Annotated in this window: 14 protein-coding genes and 1 tRNA gene; 6 read left to right on the top strand and 9 right to left on the bottom strand. The window is 65.1% G+C overall.

Annotation, left to right across the window (positions count from 1 at the left end; genetic code table 11):
- Positions 1–9: 9 nt before the first annotated feature.
- The 8 genes from JYK05_RS03455 to JYK05_RS03420 form a co-directional block, all read right to left on the bottom strand.
- Complete coding sequence (locus JYK05_RS03455) at positions 10–1,074, bottom strand: 2-aminoethylphosphonate aminotransferase (RefSeq protein WP_175939772.1); 1,065 nt, start codon at positions 1,072–1,074, stop codon at positions 10–12.
- The gene (gene aepY / locus JYK05_RS03450; protein ID WP_206467777.1) at positions 1,074–2,240 is read right to left on the bottom strand and encodes a phosphonopyruvate decarboxylase; all 1,167 of its coding nucleotides are present in this window, start codon (positions 2,238–2,240) and stop codon (positions 1,074–1,076) included. The genes JYK05_RS03455 and aepY overlap by 1 nt, the downstream gene beginning before the upstream one ends.
- On the bottom strand, positions 2,233–3,930 hold the full coding sequence (gene aepX, locus JYK05_RS03445) for a phosphoenolpyruvate mutase (RefSeq protein ID WP_175939770.1): 1,698 nt from the start codon (positions 3,928–3,930) through the stop codon (positions 2,233–2,235). Before aepX ends, aepY begins: the two co-directional genes overlap by 8 nt.
- Positions 3,927–4,703 (bottom strand): NTP transferase domain-containing protein, encoded by a 777-nt coding sequence (locus JYK05_RS03440; protein WP_206467776.1) that lies wholly within the window; start codon positions 4,701–4,703, stop codon positions 3,927–3,929. The genes aepX and JYK05_RS03440 overlap by 4 nt, the downstream gene beginning before the upstream one ends.
- A 25-nt stretch (positions 4,704–4,728) precedes the next feature.
- Positions 4,729–5,745, bottom strand: coding sequence for a flippase-like domain-containing protein (locus JYK05_RS03435; protein ID WP_206467775.1), 1,017 nt, complete (start codon positions 5,743–5,745; stop codon positions 4,729–4,731).
- Positions 5,742–6,554, bottom strand: coding sequence for a 2OG-Fe(II) oxygenase (locus tag JYK05_RS03430; protein WP_206467774.1), 813 nt, complete (start codon positions 6,552–6,554; stop codon positions 5,742–5,744). Before JYK05_RS03430 ends, JYK05_RS03435 begins: the two co-directional genes overlap by 4 nt.
- Positions 6,551–7,282 carry a CDP-alcohol phosphatidyltransferase family protein gene (locus JYK05_RS03425; RefSeq protein WP_206467773.1) on the bottom strand — a complete coding sequence of 244 codons (732 nt, stop codon included), beginning with the start codon at positions 7,280–7,282 and terminating at the stop codon, positions 6,551–6,553. Before JYK05_RS03425 ends, JYK05_RS03430 begins: the two co-directional genes overlap by 4 nt.
- Positions 7,283–7,377: 95 nt before the next feature.
- A complete protein-coding gene (locus JYK05_RS03420) occupies positions 7,378–8,097 on the bottom strand; it encodes a DUF4136 domain-containing protein (RefSeq protein WP_175939765.1) in 720 nt (239 codons plus the stop codon).
- A 178-nt stretch (positions 8,098–8,275) separates the two neighbouring features.
- On the opposite strand from JYK05_RS03420, the gene pepN reads away from it, so the two are divergent.
- From pepN to JYK05_RS03395, 5 genes are all read left to right on the top strand, one after another.
- Positions 8,276–11,032 (top strand): aminopeptidase N, encoded by a 2,757-nt coding sequence (gene pepN / locus JYK05_RS03415; protein ID WP_241269838.1) that lies wholly within the window; start codon positions 8,276–8,278, stop codon positions 11,030–11,032.
- Between the two features lie 38 nt (positions 11,033–11,070).
- A complete protein-coding gene (locus JYK05_RS03410; protein WP_175939763.1) occupies positions 11,071–12,090 on the top strand; it encodes a class 1 fructose-bisphosphatase in 1,020 nt (339 codons plus the stop codon).
- 53 nt (positions 12,091–12,143) lie between these two features.
- Positions 12,144–12,219 (top strand) — tRNA-Thr (locus JYK05_RS03405).
- 612 nt (positions 12,220–12,831) lie between these two features.
- Complete coding sequence (locus tag JYK05_RS03400; protein WP_175939762.1) at positions 12,832–12,981, top strand: hypothetical protein; 150 nt, start codon at positions 12,832–12,834, stop codon at positions 12,979–12,981.
- 217 nt (positions 12,982–13,198) lie between these two features.
- Positions 13,199–13,798 carry a chorismate mutase gene (locus JYK05_RS03395; protein WP_175939761.1) on the top strand — a complete coding sequence of 200 codons (600 nt, stop codon included), beginning with the start codon at positions 13,199–13,201 and terminating at the stop codon, positions 13,796–13,798.
- On the opposite strand, the gene JYK05_RS03390 is transcribed toward JYK05_RS03395, so the two are convergent.
- Complete coding sequence (locus tag JYK05_RS03390) at positions 13,717–14,949, bottom strand: exonuclease domain-containing protein (protein WP_206467772.1); 1,233 nt, start codon at positions 14,947–14,949, stop codon at positions 13,717–13,719. The two genes, JYK05_RS03395 and JYK05_RS03390, sit on opposite strands and share 82 nt — an antisense overlap.
- A gap of 655 nt (positions 14,950–15,604) precedes the next feature.
- Here JYK05_RS03390 and JYK05_RS03385 point away from each other — a divergent pair.
- Entirely contained in the window at positions 15,605–15,844 is a 240-nt protein-coding gene (locus tag JYK05_RS03385) for a hypothetical protein (RefSeq protein ID WP_175938248.1), read from the top strand.
- The last annotated feature ends 46 nt before the right edge of the window (positions 15,845–15,890 follow it).

Below are 15,890 nucleotides of genomic sequence, written 5' to 3'. Positions count from 1 at the left end.
CGCTTACGCTCAACGCAGCAGTTCCGCGACGGATGCGATCAGGCGATCCATGTCGCTGGCGTCGAGCGCGCCCATCGTCGAGATGCGGAACAAGGTCTTCGACAAGCCGCCCTGCCCCGCGTAGATCACGAAGCCCTTGGCCTTCAGCGCATCGTGCAGCGTTTCGTAGCTGATGCCCGCCGGCAGCCGGTACGCGCGCAGCACGACCGACGACTCGTCCGCCGGCAACGCGCTCTCGATGCCGAGCGCCGCAAAGCCCGCTCGCACTTGCTCGGCCAGCGTCGCATAGCGCGCGTGGCGCTTGCGCCAGCCGCCTTCGTCCTCGAACTCGCGCAACGCCTCGACGAGCGCGTAGTACGCATGCACCGACGGCGTGAACGGCGTGTTGCGCGCGTCCTGCAACTTCGCGAGCCGCGCGATGCCGAGGTAGTACGTGCGGCTCGCGGCCTTCGCCAGCGCGTCGCGCCGCGCGATCACGAACGCCGCGCCCGGCACGCCGTGCAGGCACTTGTTCGCCGTCGCCGCCACCGCGACGATACCGCCGCCGTCGAAGTCGATCGCTTCGGCGCCAAAGCTGCTCACGCCATCGACCAATAGGCCGACGCCGCGTTCGGCGCACGCCCGCGAGAGCGCATCGAGCGGATTCAGGCGGCCCGTCGTCGTTTCATGATGAATGATCGCGACGTGCGTGAACGCCTTCTCGTCGATCATACGGACGATCGCGTCGGTGTCCGGCGCCTGCATCCATTCGTACTTCAGCACTTCATGCTCGATGCCGTACTGCGCCGCGATCTGCGCGATGCGGTCGCCATACACGCCGTTTTCCACGACGAGCAGCCGCCCGCCTTCCGGCACGAGGCCCGCGATCATGCTTTCGACGGCAGCCGTGCCGGAGCCGGTCATCAGCACCGCCGTCCACTTCGCGGGATCGAGCTCGTATGCCGCGACGAGCCGCGTTCTCGCTTCGTCCTGCAAGTCGAAGAACTCCGGCTCGCGATGGCACAAGTCTGTCTGCAACAGGCTGTTGCGCACGCGTTCGGTGAGCGTGACGGGACCGGGATTGAGCAGCAGCATCAGCGTTCTCCGATGTGTCGTTGCAGACGCGCGCGCACGTCTTCCGGCGTGATCTTCGGGCGCGGCAGGTCGGCGGGCGTGCCGGTGCGGATCGACAGCCGCGCGAAGCGCGCGCCTTCGGGCGCTTGCGCGTCGAAGAGGCGGTCGATCACGCCGATGTCGTCGCCGTCGAGCGCGAGCGCGTAGCCGCACGCCGACGCGATCGACGCGAAATCGACGCCGCGTGAGACGGTCGCCTGTCCGCCGGTCGATTCGTGCGCGCCGTTGTCGAGCAACAGGTGGATCAGGTTCGCCGGGCCGTAGGCGCCGAGCGTCGAGAACGCGCCCATGCGCATGAGCGCGGCGCCGTCGCCGTCGAGCGCGACGACGGTCAGATCGGGTCGCGACAGCGCGAGCCCGAGCGCCATCGGCGTCACGCAGCCCATTGAGCCGACGAGATACAGCTGGTTCTCGCGGTCGTCGATGGCGTACAGCTCGCGGCCGCAGAAGCCGGTCGAGGCCAGCACGACCGTCGAATCCTTAGGCGTGCGTGCGATCACGCGCTCCAGCGCGGCATGACGCGTCACGCGCTCGCCTTCGAATCGGTCGACCGGCGCGTGCGCTTCGGTCGAGCGCACGCCCGACAGCCCGATCTTCTTCAGTTCATACGGCGCGACGCTGCCCTTCTGCATCACGAGCGCATACGGACGGCCGGTGCGGTCCATGTATTCGGTCGCGCGGTCGAGCGCCGGACCGATGGCGTCCGCTTCCGTCGGGAAAAGCTCCCACGGTATCTCCATCGTGTCGAGCATCTGCGGCGTGATCGGGCCCATCAGCGCGTGCTGCGGCTCGTCGGCGACGCCCGGCTGGCCGCGCCACGTCACGATTAGAAGCTGCGGCAGCCGGAACGTCCAAGTGAGCGAGGTCAGCGGGCTCACCGCGTTGCCGAGCCCGGAGTTCTGCATCATCGCGATGCCGCGACGTTTGCGCTCGCCGCTTCCCGCGCCAAGCGCCACGCCCGCGAGCAGCGCGACGGCATCGCCTTCATTCGCCGCCGATACGTAATGGAGCGATTCGTCCTGCAGCACGTAGTTGATGAACGGGGTGAGAAACGAGCACGGCACGCCCGCATACCAGTCGAAGCCGCGCGCGCGCGCCGCCTCGACGAACTGGGCGGCCTCAATCACGCGCGTTCTCCAGACCTTCCGAGCCGATCGGCGTTTGACCGTGCGCGAAGTCGCCCGCGCGGCGGAAATCGTCGAGGTCGTTCACGCCGCGCCAATGGCCGTGCACGTACTGCACCTCGATCTTTTCGCCCGCCGCGACGAGCGCATTCAGCAGCGCGGCCATGTCGAGCGTATCGAAGTCGGGGCGCGCCTGAAGCTGCGCGAGCACCGCGAGCAGACGGTCACGCGCGCCGCCGCGCACATTGATGAGACCCATCCAGCGGCCCTGCGGCGCGCGTCCTTCGGTCAGGGCGTGTCCCGCGCCGACGACGCTTTCCAGCCACACCTTCTGGCCGAAGAGCGCGCGGTCATCCGGTTGCGAGCAGTAAGCGAAGTCGGTCGCGGAGGCGCCCGATTGCGGCGTCTGCGACGAATCGACGACGACGCAGAAGTCGCTCGGCGATTCGACGAGATCGCGCAGGATATAGCTGCGGAACAGCAGGTCGCCGTAGGAGAGCACCGTGTCGCCGGTGATGTGCTTCGCGGCGCACGCGAGCGATGCCAGTTCGCCCGTCGACGCGTGCTTGTCATTCACGACGAGCCGTACGCCCGACGTATCGATCGCATCGGCACGGTAGCCGCCGACGACGGTGATGTCGTTGATGCCTTCCTTCTTGAACGCCTCGACGAGATGGCGCAAAAGCGGCTTGCCCGCGACCGGCAGCATCACTTTCGGACGATCCGCCGTCACGGCTTCGAGGCCCGCGCCGCGGCTCGCCGCCAGCACGACCGCGCTGCGCTTCTCGTTGGCGGCCGTCAGATAGATGTTCTCCGCTGCGGAGTACTCGTCGGCGTCTTGCAGGCGGAAAATCTCGTTGACCGTCGCAATGCGGTCTTCCACATTGACGAGCGTTTCGCTGTCGTGGATTTCCTTTGCGATGGCCTGCATCGCCGAAACGGCGCCGCGAATCAGATGGTTCGCCCAGATCACGCAGCTGATGCCCGCCTGACGGAACGCGTCGGTCGGCGTGCTGTAGTACTTCGTCGGCACGATCACGAGCGGACCGCGCCCGGCCCATTCGCGCGCGAAGGTCAGGATTTCGTCGGGCTTCGAGAGCTTGCTGTGGATCAGGATCGCGTCCGCGCCCGCCTGGCGATACGCCTCGGCGCGCTTGAGCGCCTCCTCCATGCCCCAACCCGCGATCAGCGCCTCGACGCGCGCCACGATCGAAAAGTTAGGATCGCTTTGCGAATCCTTGCCGGCCTTGATCTTGCCGCAGAATTCGTCGATGTCGGCGAGCGGCTGCGCTTCGCCGTTGATGAAGCTGTTGGTCTTCGGGAACTGCTTGTCCTCGATGCACACGCCCGCGATCCCGCGCTGCTCCAGCTTCTTCACGAGCCGGCGCACGTTGTTGAAGTTGCCGTAGCCGGTGTCGCCGTCGAGCAGAATCGGCAGATCGCTCGCGTCGGCCATGAATTCGAGGTTATCGACAACCTGCGTCCAGCTCGCTTCGTTGTTGTCGCGCACGCCGAACTGCGCGGAGATCGATAGGCCCGAGCCCCAGATCGCCTTGAAACCGGCTTCCTTCGCGATGCGCGCGGATATGCCGTTGTGCGCTTCCATCAGGAATTCGAGGCGGCTGCTTTGCAGCATCTCGCGCAGGCGCATGGTGCGCGAGTAGCCGACGGGAATGGTGCGGGGTGCGTTCATTGTTGGGAGGCTCCTGCAAACTGACGTAGCGGTTGCAACTGCGGCAGCACTTCGTCGGCTGCGCGCTTCACGTCGTTCTGAAAGTCGATTTCGATCCACGGCGCGCCGGTCACATCGGCGATATCGAACACGTGGGCTTTTTCCAGCAGCAGGTCGCGCACCGCTTCTTCGTGCGGCATCTTCGCGCGGCCCGTTTCGACATAATCCGCGACGATATCGGCGAGACGCGCGGCCGTTTTCTCGTCGAAGCGGAAGAAGCCGACCGATTCGCCGATGGTGTCGTAGTTCAGGCCCGCCGCGACCTGCTTGCGCAGTTCCACCGGCACGCCGTTCTCGACGCACAGCTTCACCGGCTCGTCGCCGGCTTCGAAGTCACGGTCGATCAGCAGGCGATTCACGGCGCCGCCCGCGACCAGCGGTTCGATGATGCGCTCGTCGTAGAGCACGTCGGCGTCCATCAGCAGCACGTCGCCGCCGCGCGTCATCGCTTCGCGCGCGGTATGCACGGACAGCACGCTGCCGAGCGTGAATTCCTCGTTCACGACGATTTCCGTTTTCGGCTTCCAGTCGATCGACGCGAGTTCGGCCTCGATCTGTTCGTGCTTGAAGCCGGTGACAAAGACGATTTCATCGACGCCCGCGCCCTTCAGATAATGAAGATGGCGTTCGAGGAGCGAGGCGTCGCCAAAGCGCAGCAGGCATTTCGGCTTTTGCTGGCCTTCGGGCTGAACAAGACGCAGTCCCATCCCGGCCGCAAGAATAATTGCGCGCATGGTTGTGGTTCCCTTCGAGGGTGAATCAGTCGATATCCGGCACGCGCGCAAGACGACGGCGCTGCCAGCCTTTTTCAACGAAATGCAGATAGACGATGCCCGGCACGCCGAGCAAGAGCTCGCGGGCGCGCTTGGCGAGCGAGAGCGCCAGCGCCGTTTCGGGCGGCAGGCCGACGAGGCGCGCGAGCAGCAGATAACCGCCTTCCTGCACGCCGAGCGAGCCGGGAATGGCGAACGCCGCGCCGCGAATCGCCTGACCGAGACTTTCGAGCAGCAGCGCTTCGGTCCAGCCGCCCGGATGCCCGAGCAGATCGAGCACGATCCAGACTTCGCCCGTGCCGACGATCCAGCCGAGAAGGCTCAGGCCGAAGCTCGCCGCCACCTTGCCGCGCTCGAGATACAGCGCGTGAACCGCCGTGTCGACCGCCTCGGCCCGCGTGACGAGCGACGACCAGTCGCGCTTCTTCGAAAAGCGCGCGGCGATGCCGGACGCAAAGCGCATCGCGCGGCCGAAGAGACCGCGCCGCTGCGCGAGGTAGAAACCGAAGATCATCGCGCCGATCACGCCGACGACCGCGAGCACCGCAATCGACACGACCGTCGACGAGCCGCCCGCCGCGTAGCTCGTCAACAGCACGACGCCGACGAGGGCGAAAAGGAGCTGCGCGACGGTCTGCATCGTCGTGCTGACGGTGATGACGGCGGCGGCGTCGCGCGCGCGCATGCCGCGCTGCGAGAGATGGCGGACCATCAGCATGGGCCCGCCGATCTGCCCGGCGGGCATCAGGCTATTGACCGATTCGCCCGCCCAGCGCGCGAGCAGCGCGTCGCGCAAGGTGACATCGCGTTCGTTGCGGGAGAAGAGCACGCTGATCGCGCCGGCGTCGAGCACGAGCGGCGCGAAGTGAAACGCGGCCACCGCGAAGAGGCCCCAACCTGCGGCGGCGAGCGTCGACGCGACGGAGCCGAACCCTTGCCAGCCGAGCAGCGCGATGAACAACACCACGCCGATCGACAGCAGAAACGTGCCCGCGCGGCTCATGCCGGCCCGTTCTTGCCGCCTTTGCGGCGAAAGACCTGCTTGAAGCCGAAGTACGCGATCGAGTCCTTCATGTTCGAGATGAACCGCTGGAACGGCCGCATCTCCGGGTTCGTGACGTACTCGAACGTGAGCGACACGCGCATCTCGTTTTCGCCGAGCGGTGTGACGCGATGCCGGAGCTTGTCGCCGTCGAAGAACACCAGCGCGCCCGGCGGATACTGCACCGAGCCGGGCTGCGGCGTCGCGTTCGGCGTGCGCGTGTGCAGTTCGTAGTCGAGACGGCAGGACGAGTCGTCGATCACGCCGAGCAGCATGGTGTAGCGGCGGCCGTTGTAGTAAGACGTGTCGTAGTGCCAGCCGATGTGATCGCCGGGGCGCGTGTAGAAATAGAGCGCGTAGGCGTGGGGATCGTCTTCGGGCGAGAGTTGCAGCTTGTCGCCGCTCACCGCCTCCAGCCACTTGATGAGCGCTTCCGAGCGGTACAGGTCCGCGATGAACGGCGCGAGCTTGTCGAGCGTATGACGGCTCACGCTGCCGCCCGCCTTGTGGCCCGGCAGGTAGTTGCGGTTCACGGCCGGCATCACGTCGTGCACGGCGGAGATCAGCCGTTCCGTGTAGTCGCGCGGCAGGAAGTCGTCGAGATAGAGGAAGGAGCCTTGTTTCTCGTAGTCCGCATGCAGCTTCGGCGTGGGCAGGGAGGCTAGGCGCCCGTTGAGGGTCGCGTCGATATCGCGTGGCGACGGGCGGCCCGCGTGGTCCGCCTGTGCGTGTCGAGGTTGCTGGTTGACCGGAGTTGCCGTATCGCTCATCTCACCGCCTGAAAATCGTTGCCGTCCTTGCGCGCGGCGTGCGCCGTCTGTGCCGTCTGTGCCTTCGCGCGTACGGTGGCTTCGGCGCGCACGCGGCGCGTCACGCGCCGGTAGTCCACCGCGACGAACACCGCGAACAACGGCGCGCCGATGGCCGCCGCGATCAAGAACGGCGTCATGCCGTTCAGCACCGTCACGACCGGCAGCAGATACAGCACGTCTTCGGTTTCGAAGCCGGCGACCGTTGCCTGCTTGGTGCCGGACTTGCCGACCATCGACTCGATGCGCATGCGCAGGAAGAAAATGAGCGCGACCGCGACGCCCGCCACGCCGCCGAGCCACTGCGCGGCCGTCGCGTACGCAGGATGATGCACCGCGACGTAAAAACCGATGCCCGCGAAGAGCAGCACGGTCACGAGCGCGTCGCACGCAAGGTCGTAAAAGTGTCCGATCTTACTCGACTGACCGCTGATGCGCGCAAGCTCGCCATCCGTGTGATCGACGAAATTTGACAGCGCGATCAGAAGCGCGCCGAGCGAGCACAGCCAGAATTCGCCGAGCGAAAGGTAGTACGCGCCGCCGAGCCCGATAGCAAGGCGAACGGTCGTCAGATGATTCGGCGTGACGGGCGTGCCGACGAGCGGCGTGACGAGGCGGCGGGCGAGCCGGGCGTCCCATGTGGCGGGCTCGGGAACGGCTTTCGGACGGGGCGGACACGGTTTTGTCATGACCGCGAATATATCGCTTATTGACCGCCGCTGCATATATTGCGGCGCGGCCGAATGCCCTGTCCTGGCGCGTCTCGGCGTGCCGCGAGCCACCGTCACTCCGCGGTTTTGGGCGCTGTTGCAGGCGCCGGCGCGGCGCCGCTCGCCGTCGAATCGAGCGATGCCGCCGTCTCGTTGCCGACGCCGCCGTTCTTGTCCACCGGCAGCGTCACCGTGCGCACCGTGCCGTTGCCGAGCGGGAAGTCGGCGAGCGCGCTGCGGGCGAGATACGGCATCGCGCGATACAGCGAGGCGTCGTCGGTCGAATTGACCGCTGTCACCTTGTAGACCTCGCGTCCGGTCGCGCGCTCGGTCATGCGGATCTGCAGCGCGTGAATATAGACGGGGTAGCTCTGGTCCACATAGCCCGTCGGGCCCCACGGGCCGTATGGACCGAAGCCGCCCCACGGCCCCCAGAACGGGCGGCCGTAGTAGCCATAGTACGGCCACGGATCGTAATAGACGGGCCTGCGCACCGTCACGAGGTCGCCGCGTACAGAATACGCGAGCGCCACCTGATAATGCGCGCCCGCTTCCGGCGTCTGCTTGAACGCGTATTTCGCCAGTTCGCTCGCGACGAGCGTCTCGTAAGTCTTCTGCTCGATGCTGTTCTGCTGGTCGTCGCCGCGGGCGAACGCATAGGTGCGCGTGGCGTCGCTGCCGGTCCAGTCCGAGAACGCGGTCACCTGCGTCTGGACGTAGGTCGTGCAGCCCGCGAGCCACAACGCGCCGGGCAGGCAGGCGGCGCGCATCAGCCGATGGGTCGAGACGTTCATGGCCATCCTCATTTCGTTGACTGCGCTTGGGCGCGCGTCGAACGGCGGCGCCGGACTCACCGGACTCACGATAGCCAACCGTTTTGTACAATGGTTCGACCTGCGGAGCCCGCGTTCGTGCCGTACATCTGTCGCACATGAGCGAGCGGGCCGCCACTCTCACTGAGATGATCTTGCCATGTCCAACACGCCCGCACCGACCGCGTCCGCTGTGATTCGCCGCGAGGACTATACGCCGCCCGCTTTTCTGATCGATTCGGTCGCGCTGGAATTCGACCTCGTGCCGTCGCGCACGGTCGTGAAGAACACCATGCGCCTGCGCCGCAACCCGGACGCGCCCGGCCATGCGCCGCGCCTCGAACTGATCGGCGAGCAACTGGAGTTCGTGCGCGCCGCGATCAACGGCGCAGCGCACGCGGACGTGCAGACCAGCGAGAACGGTTTGTCGATCGGCGATCTTCCCGGCGACGCGTTCGAACTGAGCATCGAAAGCATCTGCAATCCGGAGCAGAACACGACGCTCTCCGGTCTTTATGTGTCGAGCGGCAACTTCTTCACGCAATGCGAGGCGGAAGGCTTCCGGCGCATCACCTACTTCCTCGACCGTCCGGACGTGATGGCCACCTACATCGTCACGCTGCGCGCCGACAAGGCGGCGTATCCGGTGCTCTTGTCCAACGGCAATCTGATCGAGGAAGGCGATCTGCCCGACGGCCGCCACTTCGCCAAGTGGGAAGATCCGTTCAAGAAGCCGAGCTATCTGTTCGCGCTCGTCGCGGGCAAGCTCGTCGCGCTGGAAGAGCGCATCAAGACCGGGTCGGGCAAGGAAAAGCTGCTGCAGGTGTGGGTCGAGGAACACGATCTCGACAAGACGCGCCACGCGATGGATTCGCTCATTCACTCGATCCGCTGGGACGAGAAGCGCTTCGGGCTGGAACTGGATCTGGACCGCTTCATGATCGTCGCGGTGAGCGACTTCAACATGGGCGCGATGGAGAACAAGGGCCTCAACATCTTCAACACGAAGTACGTGCTCGCCAACCCGGAAACGGCGACGGACACGGACTTCTCGAACATCGAGGCGGTGGTCGGCCACGAGTACTTCCATAACTGGACCGGCAACCGCGTGACGTGCCGCGACTGGTTCCAGTTGAGCCTGAAGGAAGGGCTGACGGTGTTCCGCGATCAGGAATTCTCCGCCGACATGGCCGCGGGCGACGCGGATGGCGCGGCAAGCGCCGCGGCCCGCGCGACGAAGCGCATCGAAGATGTGCGCGTGCTGCGGCAAATGCAGTTCGCCGAGGACGCCGGCCCGATGGCGCATCCGGTGCGCCCGGAGAGCTACGTCGAGATCAACAATTTCTACACGATGACCGTCTACGAGAAAGGCTCGGAAGTCGTGCGGATGTATCAGACGCTGTTCGGCCGCGACGGCTTCCGGCGCGGCATGGACCTCTACTTCCAGCGCCATGACGGCCAGGCCGTGACCTGCGACGACTTCCGTCAGGCGATGGCCGACGCGAATCATCGCGACCTCGCGCAATACGAGCGCTGGTACAGCCAGGCGGGCACGCCGCGCGTCACCGTGCGCGCGTCCTACGACGCCGCGAACAAGAAGTACACGCTGACGCTCGCGCAAGGCTACGGCGAGACTTCGGAAGCCGCCCGCGCGACGCAGAAGGGGCCGCTGCTGATTCCGTTCGCGGTCGGTCTGATCGGCGCGAACGGCGCGGATCTGCCGCTGCGTCTCGAAGGCGAAAAAGAGCCGAGCGGCACGACCCGCGTGCTCGAATTCACGGAACGCGAGCAGTCGTTCACCTTCGTCGATGTCGCCGAGGCGCCCCTGCCCTCGCTCTTGCGCAATTTCTCGGCGCCGGTGATCGTCGAATTCGACTACACGAACGAACAGCTCGCGTTCCTGCTCGCGCACGACAGCGATCCGTTCAACCGCTGGGAAGCCGGGCAGCGCCTCGCCACGCGCGAGTTGCTCGCGCTCGCCGGGCGCGCGGCGAAGGGCGAGACGCTTTCGATCAGCGACGAAGTGATCGCGGCGTTCGCGCAGGTGCTCGACGACACCACGCTCACGCCCGCCTTCCGCGAACTCGCGCTCATGCTGCCGTCCGAGAGCTATCTCGCCGAGCAGATGAGCGTGTCGGACCCCGCCGCGGTGCACGCGGCGCGCGTGTTCATGAGCCGCCGGCTCGCGTCGCAGTTGCGCGACAAGTGGCTCGCCGTCTATGAGGCGAACCAGACGCCGGGCGAATACCGGCCGACGCCCGAAGACGCCGGCAAGCGCGCGCTCAAGAATCTGGCGCTCGCGTATCTCAGCCAAGTCGACGATCCGAGCGACGCCGTGCGTCTCGCGCAAAAGCAGTACGACGACGCGAATAACATGACGGACCGCTCCGCCGCGCTTTCGGCGCTGCTGCTTGCCAGCGCGACGGCAGGCGCGGACCCGACCGTCGCTGATGCGGCGCTCGCGGACTTCTATCGCCGGTTCGAGAAGGAGGCGCTGGTGATCGACAAGTGGTTCGCGCTTCAGGCGACGCAGCGCGGCGGCGACGAGCGTAAGGTGATCGAGATCGTGCGGCAGCTGATGCAGCATCCGGCGTTCACGCTGAAGAACCCGAACCGCGCGCGCTCGCTCATTTTCAGTTTCTGTAGCGGCAATCCCGCGCAGTTCCACGCGGTCGACGGCTCCGGCTACGCGTTCTGGGCCGAGCAAGTGATCGCGCTTGACGCGCTGAATCCGCAGGTCGCGGCCCGCCTCGCGCGCGGGCTCGAAATGTGGCGGCGCTTTACTCCGGCGCTGCGCGAGAAGATGCACGCGGCGTTGAGCGAAGTCGCGTCGAAGGCGAAGTCGCGCGACGGCCATTCTTGTTTATGGCGGCCACGGCCGGTGCTGTCACATAGGCGAGCAGGATCGAGCGGTTAGAATCGTGAATATTCGTCTAACGCTCACCGGAGCCCAGCATGTCCTCCATTTCCAGCCGTACCACGCTCACGAAGTATCTGATCGAGCAGCAGCGCGAACACCAGAACCTGCCGGCCGACCTGCGTCTTCTGATCGAAGTCGTCGCGCGTGCCTGCAAGCAAATCGGCTATCAGGTGAGCAAAGGCGCGCTCGGCGACGCGCTCGGTTCCGCCGGCAGCGAAAACGTGCAGGGCGAAGTGCAGAAGAAGCTCGACGTGCTCTCGAACGAAATCCTGCTCGAAGCCAACGAATGGGGCGGCAACCTGGCCGCGATGGCATCGGAAGAGATGGAAAAGATCTTCCCGATTCCGAACCGCTATCCGAAGGGCAACTATCTGCTGACGTTCGATCCGCTCGACGGCTCGTCGAACATCGACGTCAATGTGTCGATCGGCACGATCTTCTCGGTGTTGCGCTGCCCGGACGGCGCGGACCCGACGGAAGCGGTCTTCATGCAGCCGGGAAGCGCGCAAGTGGCCGCGGGTTATGCCGTGTACGGGCCGCAGACGGTGCTGGTGCTGACCACGGGCAATGGCGTCAACTGCTTCACGCTCGACCGCGAACTCGGCTCGTGGGTGCTGACGCAGCGCGACATGCAGGTGCCGACCGAAACGCGCGAATACGCGATCAACGCGTCGAACAGCCGCCACTGGTACGAGCCGGTGCAGCGCTACGTCAACGAACTGAACGAAGGTAAGGACGGTCCGCGCAAGGAAGACTTCAATATGCGCTGGATCGCGTCGATGGTCGCGGACGTGCATCGCATCCTGAATCGCGGCGGCATCTTCATGTACCCGGCCGATAAGCGCACGCCGGATCGCCCGGGCAAGCTGCGCCTCATGTACGAAGCGAACCCGATGGCGTTCATCGTCGAGCAGGCGGGCGGCGCGGCGACCGACGGCGAGCGGCGCATTCTCGATATCGTCCCGACGAGCCTGCACCAGCGCGTGCCGGTGTTCCTCGGCTCGAAGAACGAGGTCGACCGCGTGACCCGCTACCATCTCGAAAAGAAAGTTTGATTCAGGGTCTTGCCAAATCGAGAATGTGGTCGCTATAATCTTGTTTCTCTGATGCCGGAATAGCTCAGACGGTAGAGCAGCGCATTCGTAATGCGAAGGTCGGGGGTTCGATTCCTCTTTCCGGCACCACAAGATTCGAGCAGCAAACCAAAACCCGCGTTCATGCAAATGACGCGGGTTTTTGTTATTGGCGGTCTCGTACGCCCGGTGCGAGCCGCCCCTCCCCCTCAGCGCGCACTTTCCCACACTTCTCGTCTGACTTCGATTTCGGTTCGCGGCGCAAATACGCAAACGCATTTCGCATTTGCGCAGCCGGCTTCTCTGAATCGCGCGATATGTGCGCTTTCGTACAACGACGAGCCATTTTCCGCTTTGCACCACAGCGTCAACGAAGGTTTCCCGGTATCGTTATATCCATAGAGGAAAGGCTTCGAGTTAGCGTGGACAGAGCGCAGAGCCCGGCGCGACGGGGCTCTCCGGCGTCTCAGCGGCTCGGTCCACTGCGGTTGTTTTTGCTAAAACTTAAGTAAGCTGACTCGCGTATCAGCGCAAATTACCGACCGCCGCACGAACGGTCATATGCTTGATCGGTTCCCGCGGTTTCGCGCTCAAGCCGAACCCACTCCGAACCGATAATGCTTAATCAGAGGATCAGCTAAATCGGTCATTGCGGCGGCGCACGAGAAAGATGGCAGCCGCAATCGCCAGTAATCGATGTCGATGTCACCCGAGGAGAGAACCATGGACGCCAAACCGACGAAAATCCCGACGCCCGACAAGGTGCATTGTCCGGACCCGGAGCCGGTAGCCGTCGAGTTTCTCGCGACCGAACTGCCCGAGCACGTGCGCGCGTTCTTCGACGAACAGCGCAAGCTGGCTTCGGTCAAGTAGGCGGTCGCGCTGAACCATCACGCCGCCGTCGTGAAGACGACGCCCGGTGCGCGCGGCGCGCACGGACTTCGCAGTCCGCATATGGCGCTCGCCAGGAAGCGTCACGCCCTCTCCTTCTGAAACGAGTCGGGCTGACGCCTGGCTTCGCTCGTCCGATCTCCCGCCCGCACGACTCCGCGCCTGCGCTATGCTGGCGCTTTTGCGAGCCGCCCAGACGATGCGCCGATCGGCCCTCTCTCCTCTTTCTCGCCTGACCATCGCCTGCACGCTGCTGTTCGCGGCCGCCGCGCCCGCGCAAGCGGACGGCGACGACACCGCGTTCACCAATCTCATCGCACTGGTCTCGCAACGCTTAGCACTCGCAGAACCGGTCGCCCGCTACAAGTGGGCGCGCCACGAGCCGATCACCGACGCGCCGCGCGAAGCTGCACTGCTCCGGCATGTGGACGAAAGCGCGCGCGCCGCGGACATCGATCCAGAATTCGCGCAGCAGTTCTTTCGCGATCAGATCGACGCGAGCAAGGACGTGCAGAACGCGCTGTTCGCGAACTGGCGGGCGCTCAAGGCCGCGCCCGAAGGTTCGCCGCCCGATCTCGCCACCGAGACGCGCCCGAAGCTGGATCGGCTGACGAGCGCGCTACTGACCGCGCTCTCGCGTATCGAGCCGATGCGCCACGCCGATGACTGTCCGCTGCGCCTTGCCGACAGCCTCGCGCGCTGGAAGCACGTAACGCGTTATGACTCGTCGATGAACGCGCCGCTCGGGCGCGCGTTGTCGCACGTGTGCGCGGCCGGGGGCGTCGGCGCGGTCGGCTGACGTTCGAAAGTCAAGCTCGTCGCCACATCTTGCCGCAACGGCACGAACGCGAGACCGCGAGCCAGACGTTCGCCGAGAATACGGTAGATGGCCAAGTCGAAACGCGCAGGTTCGCCCTTCCCCCGCAACTCGCGCGCTTGATCGAGCGTCCCGGCGGTGCCGAAGTACTGCCAGTTGTCGATCACATGCCATGCTCGTTGCCCGCTCGCCGCGTCGCGTTCCTCGATCGCGATGCCGCCTGCGTGCGGCCACGGCATGCCGCGCGCGTCACCGGCACGGGAATTCGGCGCGCGGTTGAGCGATGGTTGCAGCGTCGCGATCATCTTCGCTTCGGCAAGCATCGCGCCGATTTCGCCGCCCGTCGCCTTCCATTCGACGCGCCGCACGAGGGCGGCCAGGCGCAGGTCCTTCGCTGACCGGCGCGGTCCCGTCAGATGCGAACGCACGCGCTGACGCAAGCGCACGCTGCGGCCGACATAGAGCGGCGCGTCGTCGTCGCCGAAGAACACGTACGCGCCGCAGCCGGCCGGAATGCGCTCGATAGTGTCTTCGTCGATCTGCGCCGCGAGCCGGAAGCGGCGCGTCACCCGGCCCACGTGCTCCGCCAGTGTCTCGGGCGCGTGCGCCCGATGCAGATGCTGCCAGAACTGCCACAGCAGATCCGCATCGGCGAGCGCGCGATGCCGGGCGGCGGGCACGAGCGCGTGACGTTCGACGAGCGCATCCAGACCGTGCCGTGTTTCGGCCGGATACACCGCCCGCGACAGTTGGACCGTGCACAGCACGTCCGGCACGAAGCGCATGCCGATGCGCCTGAACTCGCTCTTCAGAAAACTGTGGTCGAAGTGCGCGTTGTGCGCGACGAAGAGCCGCCCGTCCATCCGGTCGAGCAAGCCGGCCGCGAGTTCGGCGAAGGTGGGCGCGGCTCGCACCATCGCGTCGTCGATGCCGGTCAGCTGCTGAACGAATGCGGGAATCGGGCGCTCCGGATTCACGAGCGACGTCCACTGCGACACCCCTTGCGGCCCGGCCTCGACGATTCCGATTTCAGTGATGCGATCGACGCCGAACGTGCCGCCTGTGGTTTCGAGATCGACGAAAACGAGAGGAGTGGAAGGCAGTGCGAGCGCGGGAGGGAATTGAGGGTGCATCGTGATCGGAGGCAATGCGGCGGCTGTTTGGCCGTGCAACGGGGTTTTCTGAATTGCCCATTCTAACGCACTGGTATCTCGGAGGCGTCGGTCGAGCGGGCGTCGTAGGCATTTCACCGAATATCTTGAGGGTATCAGCGTAAGTAGTTTCACGGATTTACCCGGATATTATGGAGTCGCAGCGGCGAGGGCCTGCGTTGACCAGTTGCGGAATACCTAGGATTTCGTGGTTTGCAATTTCGTATAAACCCCGAGTCGCTAGATTCACACTCGAATACTGTCCGGAAATTCGGCGTGGTAGGGGCGGCGCGGCCTTGCGCGGCCGGAGCCGCCGTACGCTGCAGGCCCACTGGGCCGTTGCCCGTGCGCCGTGACCCCGCAAGGACGAGCGCTAAAATCGCCAGCCCGATTAACTTCGCATTAACCGTGAGCGCGAATATCCGATCTGTCGTTGCTTTGACTCGCTTAATTATCCGGAGCGATGATACACAACGGCTCTAATCGTGTTAATCGATCCAGTCGACTCCTGACCGATTAAGTCTCACAAGTTCTGAATTCCGCTTCGAAAGAATAAGTGTTAACTCGCCTTGCCCGATTCTCTCCGCGAGAGGATCATCGAAATCAGAATGCCATGCAATGAACGGGAGGATCGACGATGAAGCACTTAACGCGATTCGCGCAATGGCTGACATCACTTGTCGGTCCGTCTATTTCGCCGGATGCGCCGTCGATATCGCCATTCGCGTTCGAACCCGGATGGCATGGCGACCACTGGCAGAACCTGCTTGCATCGCCGATGGACGCCCGCCGCTACGTGATGGAGGACTGGGCGACGCCGTTGGACGACGACCTGGTGCCGGACTCGGACCGAGCCGTCGGCTTGCAGCCGCTTTGATGGCGCACCACGCAGAGAAACCGGCAAAAAAAAGCGCGACCGATAG

It is taken from the genome of Caballeronia sp. M1242, assembly GCF_017220215.1.
Taxonomy (GTDB): Bacteria; Pseudomonadota; Gammaproteobacteria; order Burkholderiales; family Burkholderiaceae; genus Caballeronia.
Note: the sequence above shows the minus strand (reverse complement) of the source record. Positions and strands in the feature narration are given on the sequence as shown.

What these genes read in the sequence shown, in the direction of transcription:
- JYK05_RS03455 (WP_175939772.1), bottom strand. Translation starts at nt 1,074, where the DNA reads ATGCTGCTGCTCAATCCCGGTCCCGTCACGCTCACCGAACGCGTGCGC.
- aepX (WP_175939770.1), bottom strand. Translation starts at nt 3,930, where the DNA reads ATGAACGCACCCCGCACCATTCCCGTCGGCTACTCGCGCACCATGCGC.
- JYK05_RS03440 (WP_206467776.1), bottom strand. Translation starts at nt 4,703, where the DNA reads ATGCGCGCAATTATTCTTGCGGCCGGGATGGGACTGCGTCTTGTTCAG.
- JYK05_RS03435 (WP_206467775.1), bottom strand. Translation starts at nt 5,745, where the DNA reads ATGAGCCGCGCGGGCACGTTTCTGCTGTCGATCGGCGTGGTGTTGTTC.
- JYK05_RS03430 (WP_206467774.1), bottom strand. Translation starts at nt 6,554, where the DNA reads ATGAGCGATACGGCAACTCCGGTCAACCAGCAACCTCGACACGCACAG.
- JYK05_RS03425 (WP_206467773.1), bottom strand. Translation starts at nt 7,282, where the DNA reads ATGACAAAACCGTGTCCGCCCCGTCCGAAAGCCGTTCCCGAGCCCGCC.
- JYK05_RS03420 (WP_175939765.1), bottom strand. Translation starts at nt 8,097, where the DNA reads ATGAACGTCTCGACCCATCGGCTGATGCGCGCCGCCTGCCTGCCCGGC.
- pepN (WP_241269838.1), top strand. Translation starts at nt 8,276, where the DNA reads ATGTCCAACACGCCCGCACCGACCGCGTCCGCTGTGATTCGCCGCGAG.
- JYK05_RS03410 (WP_175939763.1), top strand. Translation starts at nt 11,071, where the DNA reads ATGTCCTCCATTTCCAGCCGTACCACGCTCACGAAGTATCTGATCGAG.
- JYK05_RS03400 (WP_175939762.1), top strand. Translation starts at nt 12,832, where the DNA reads ATGGACGCCAAACCGACGAAAATCCCGACGCCCGACAAGGTGCATTGT.
- JYK05_RS03395 (WP_175939761.1), top strand. Translation starts at nt 13,199, where the DNA reads ATGCGCCGATCGGCCCTCTCTCCTCTTTCTCGCCTGACCATCGCCTGC.
- JYK05_RS03390 (WP_206467772.1), bottom strand. Translation starts at nt 14,949, where the DNA reads ATGCACCCTCAATTCCCTCCCGCGCTCGCACTGCCTTCCACTCCTCTC.
- JYK05_RS03385 (WP_175938248.1), top strand. Translation starts at nt 15,605, where the DNA reads ATGAAGCACTTAACGCGATTCGCGCAATGGCTGACATCACTTGTCGGT.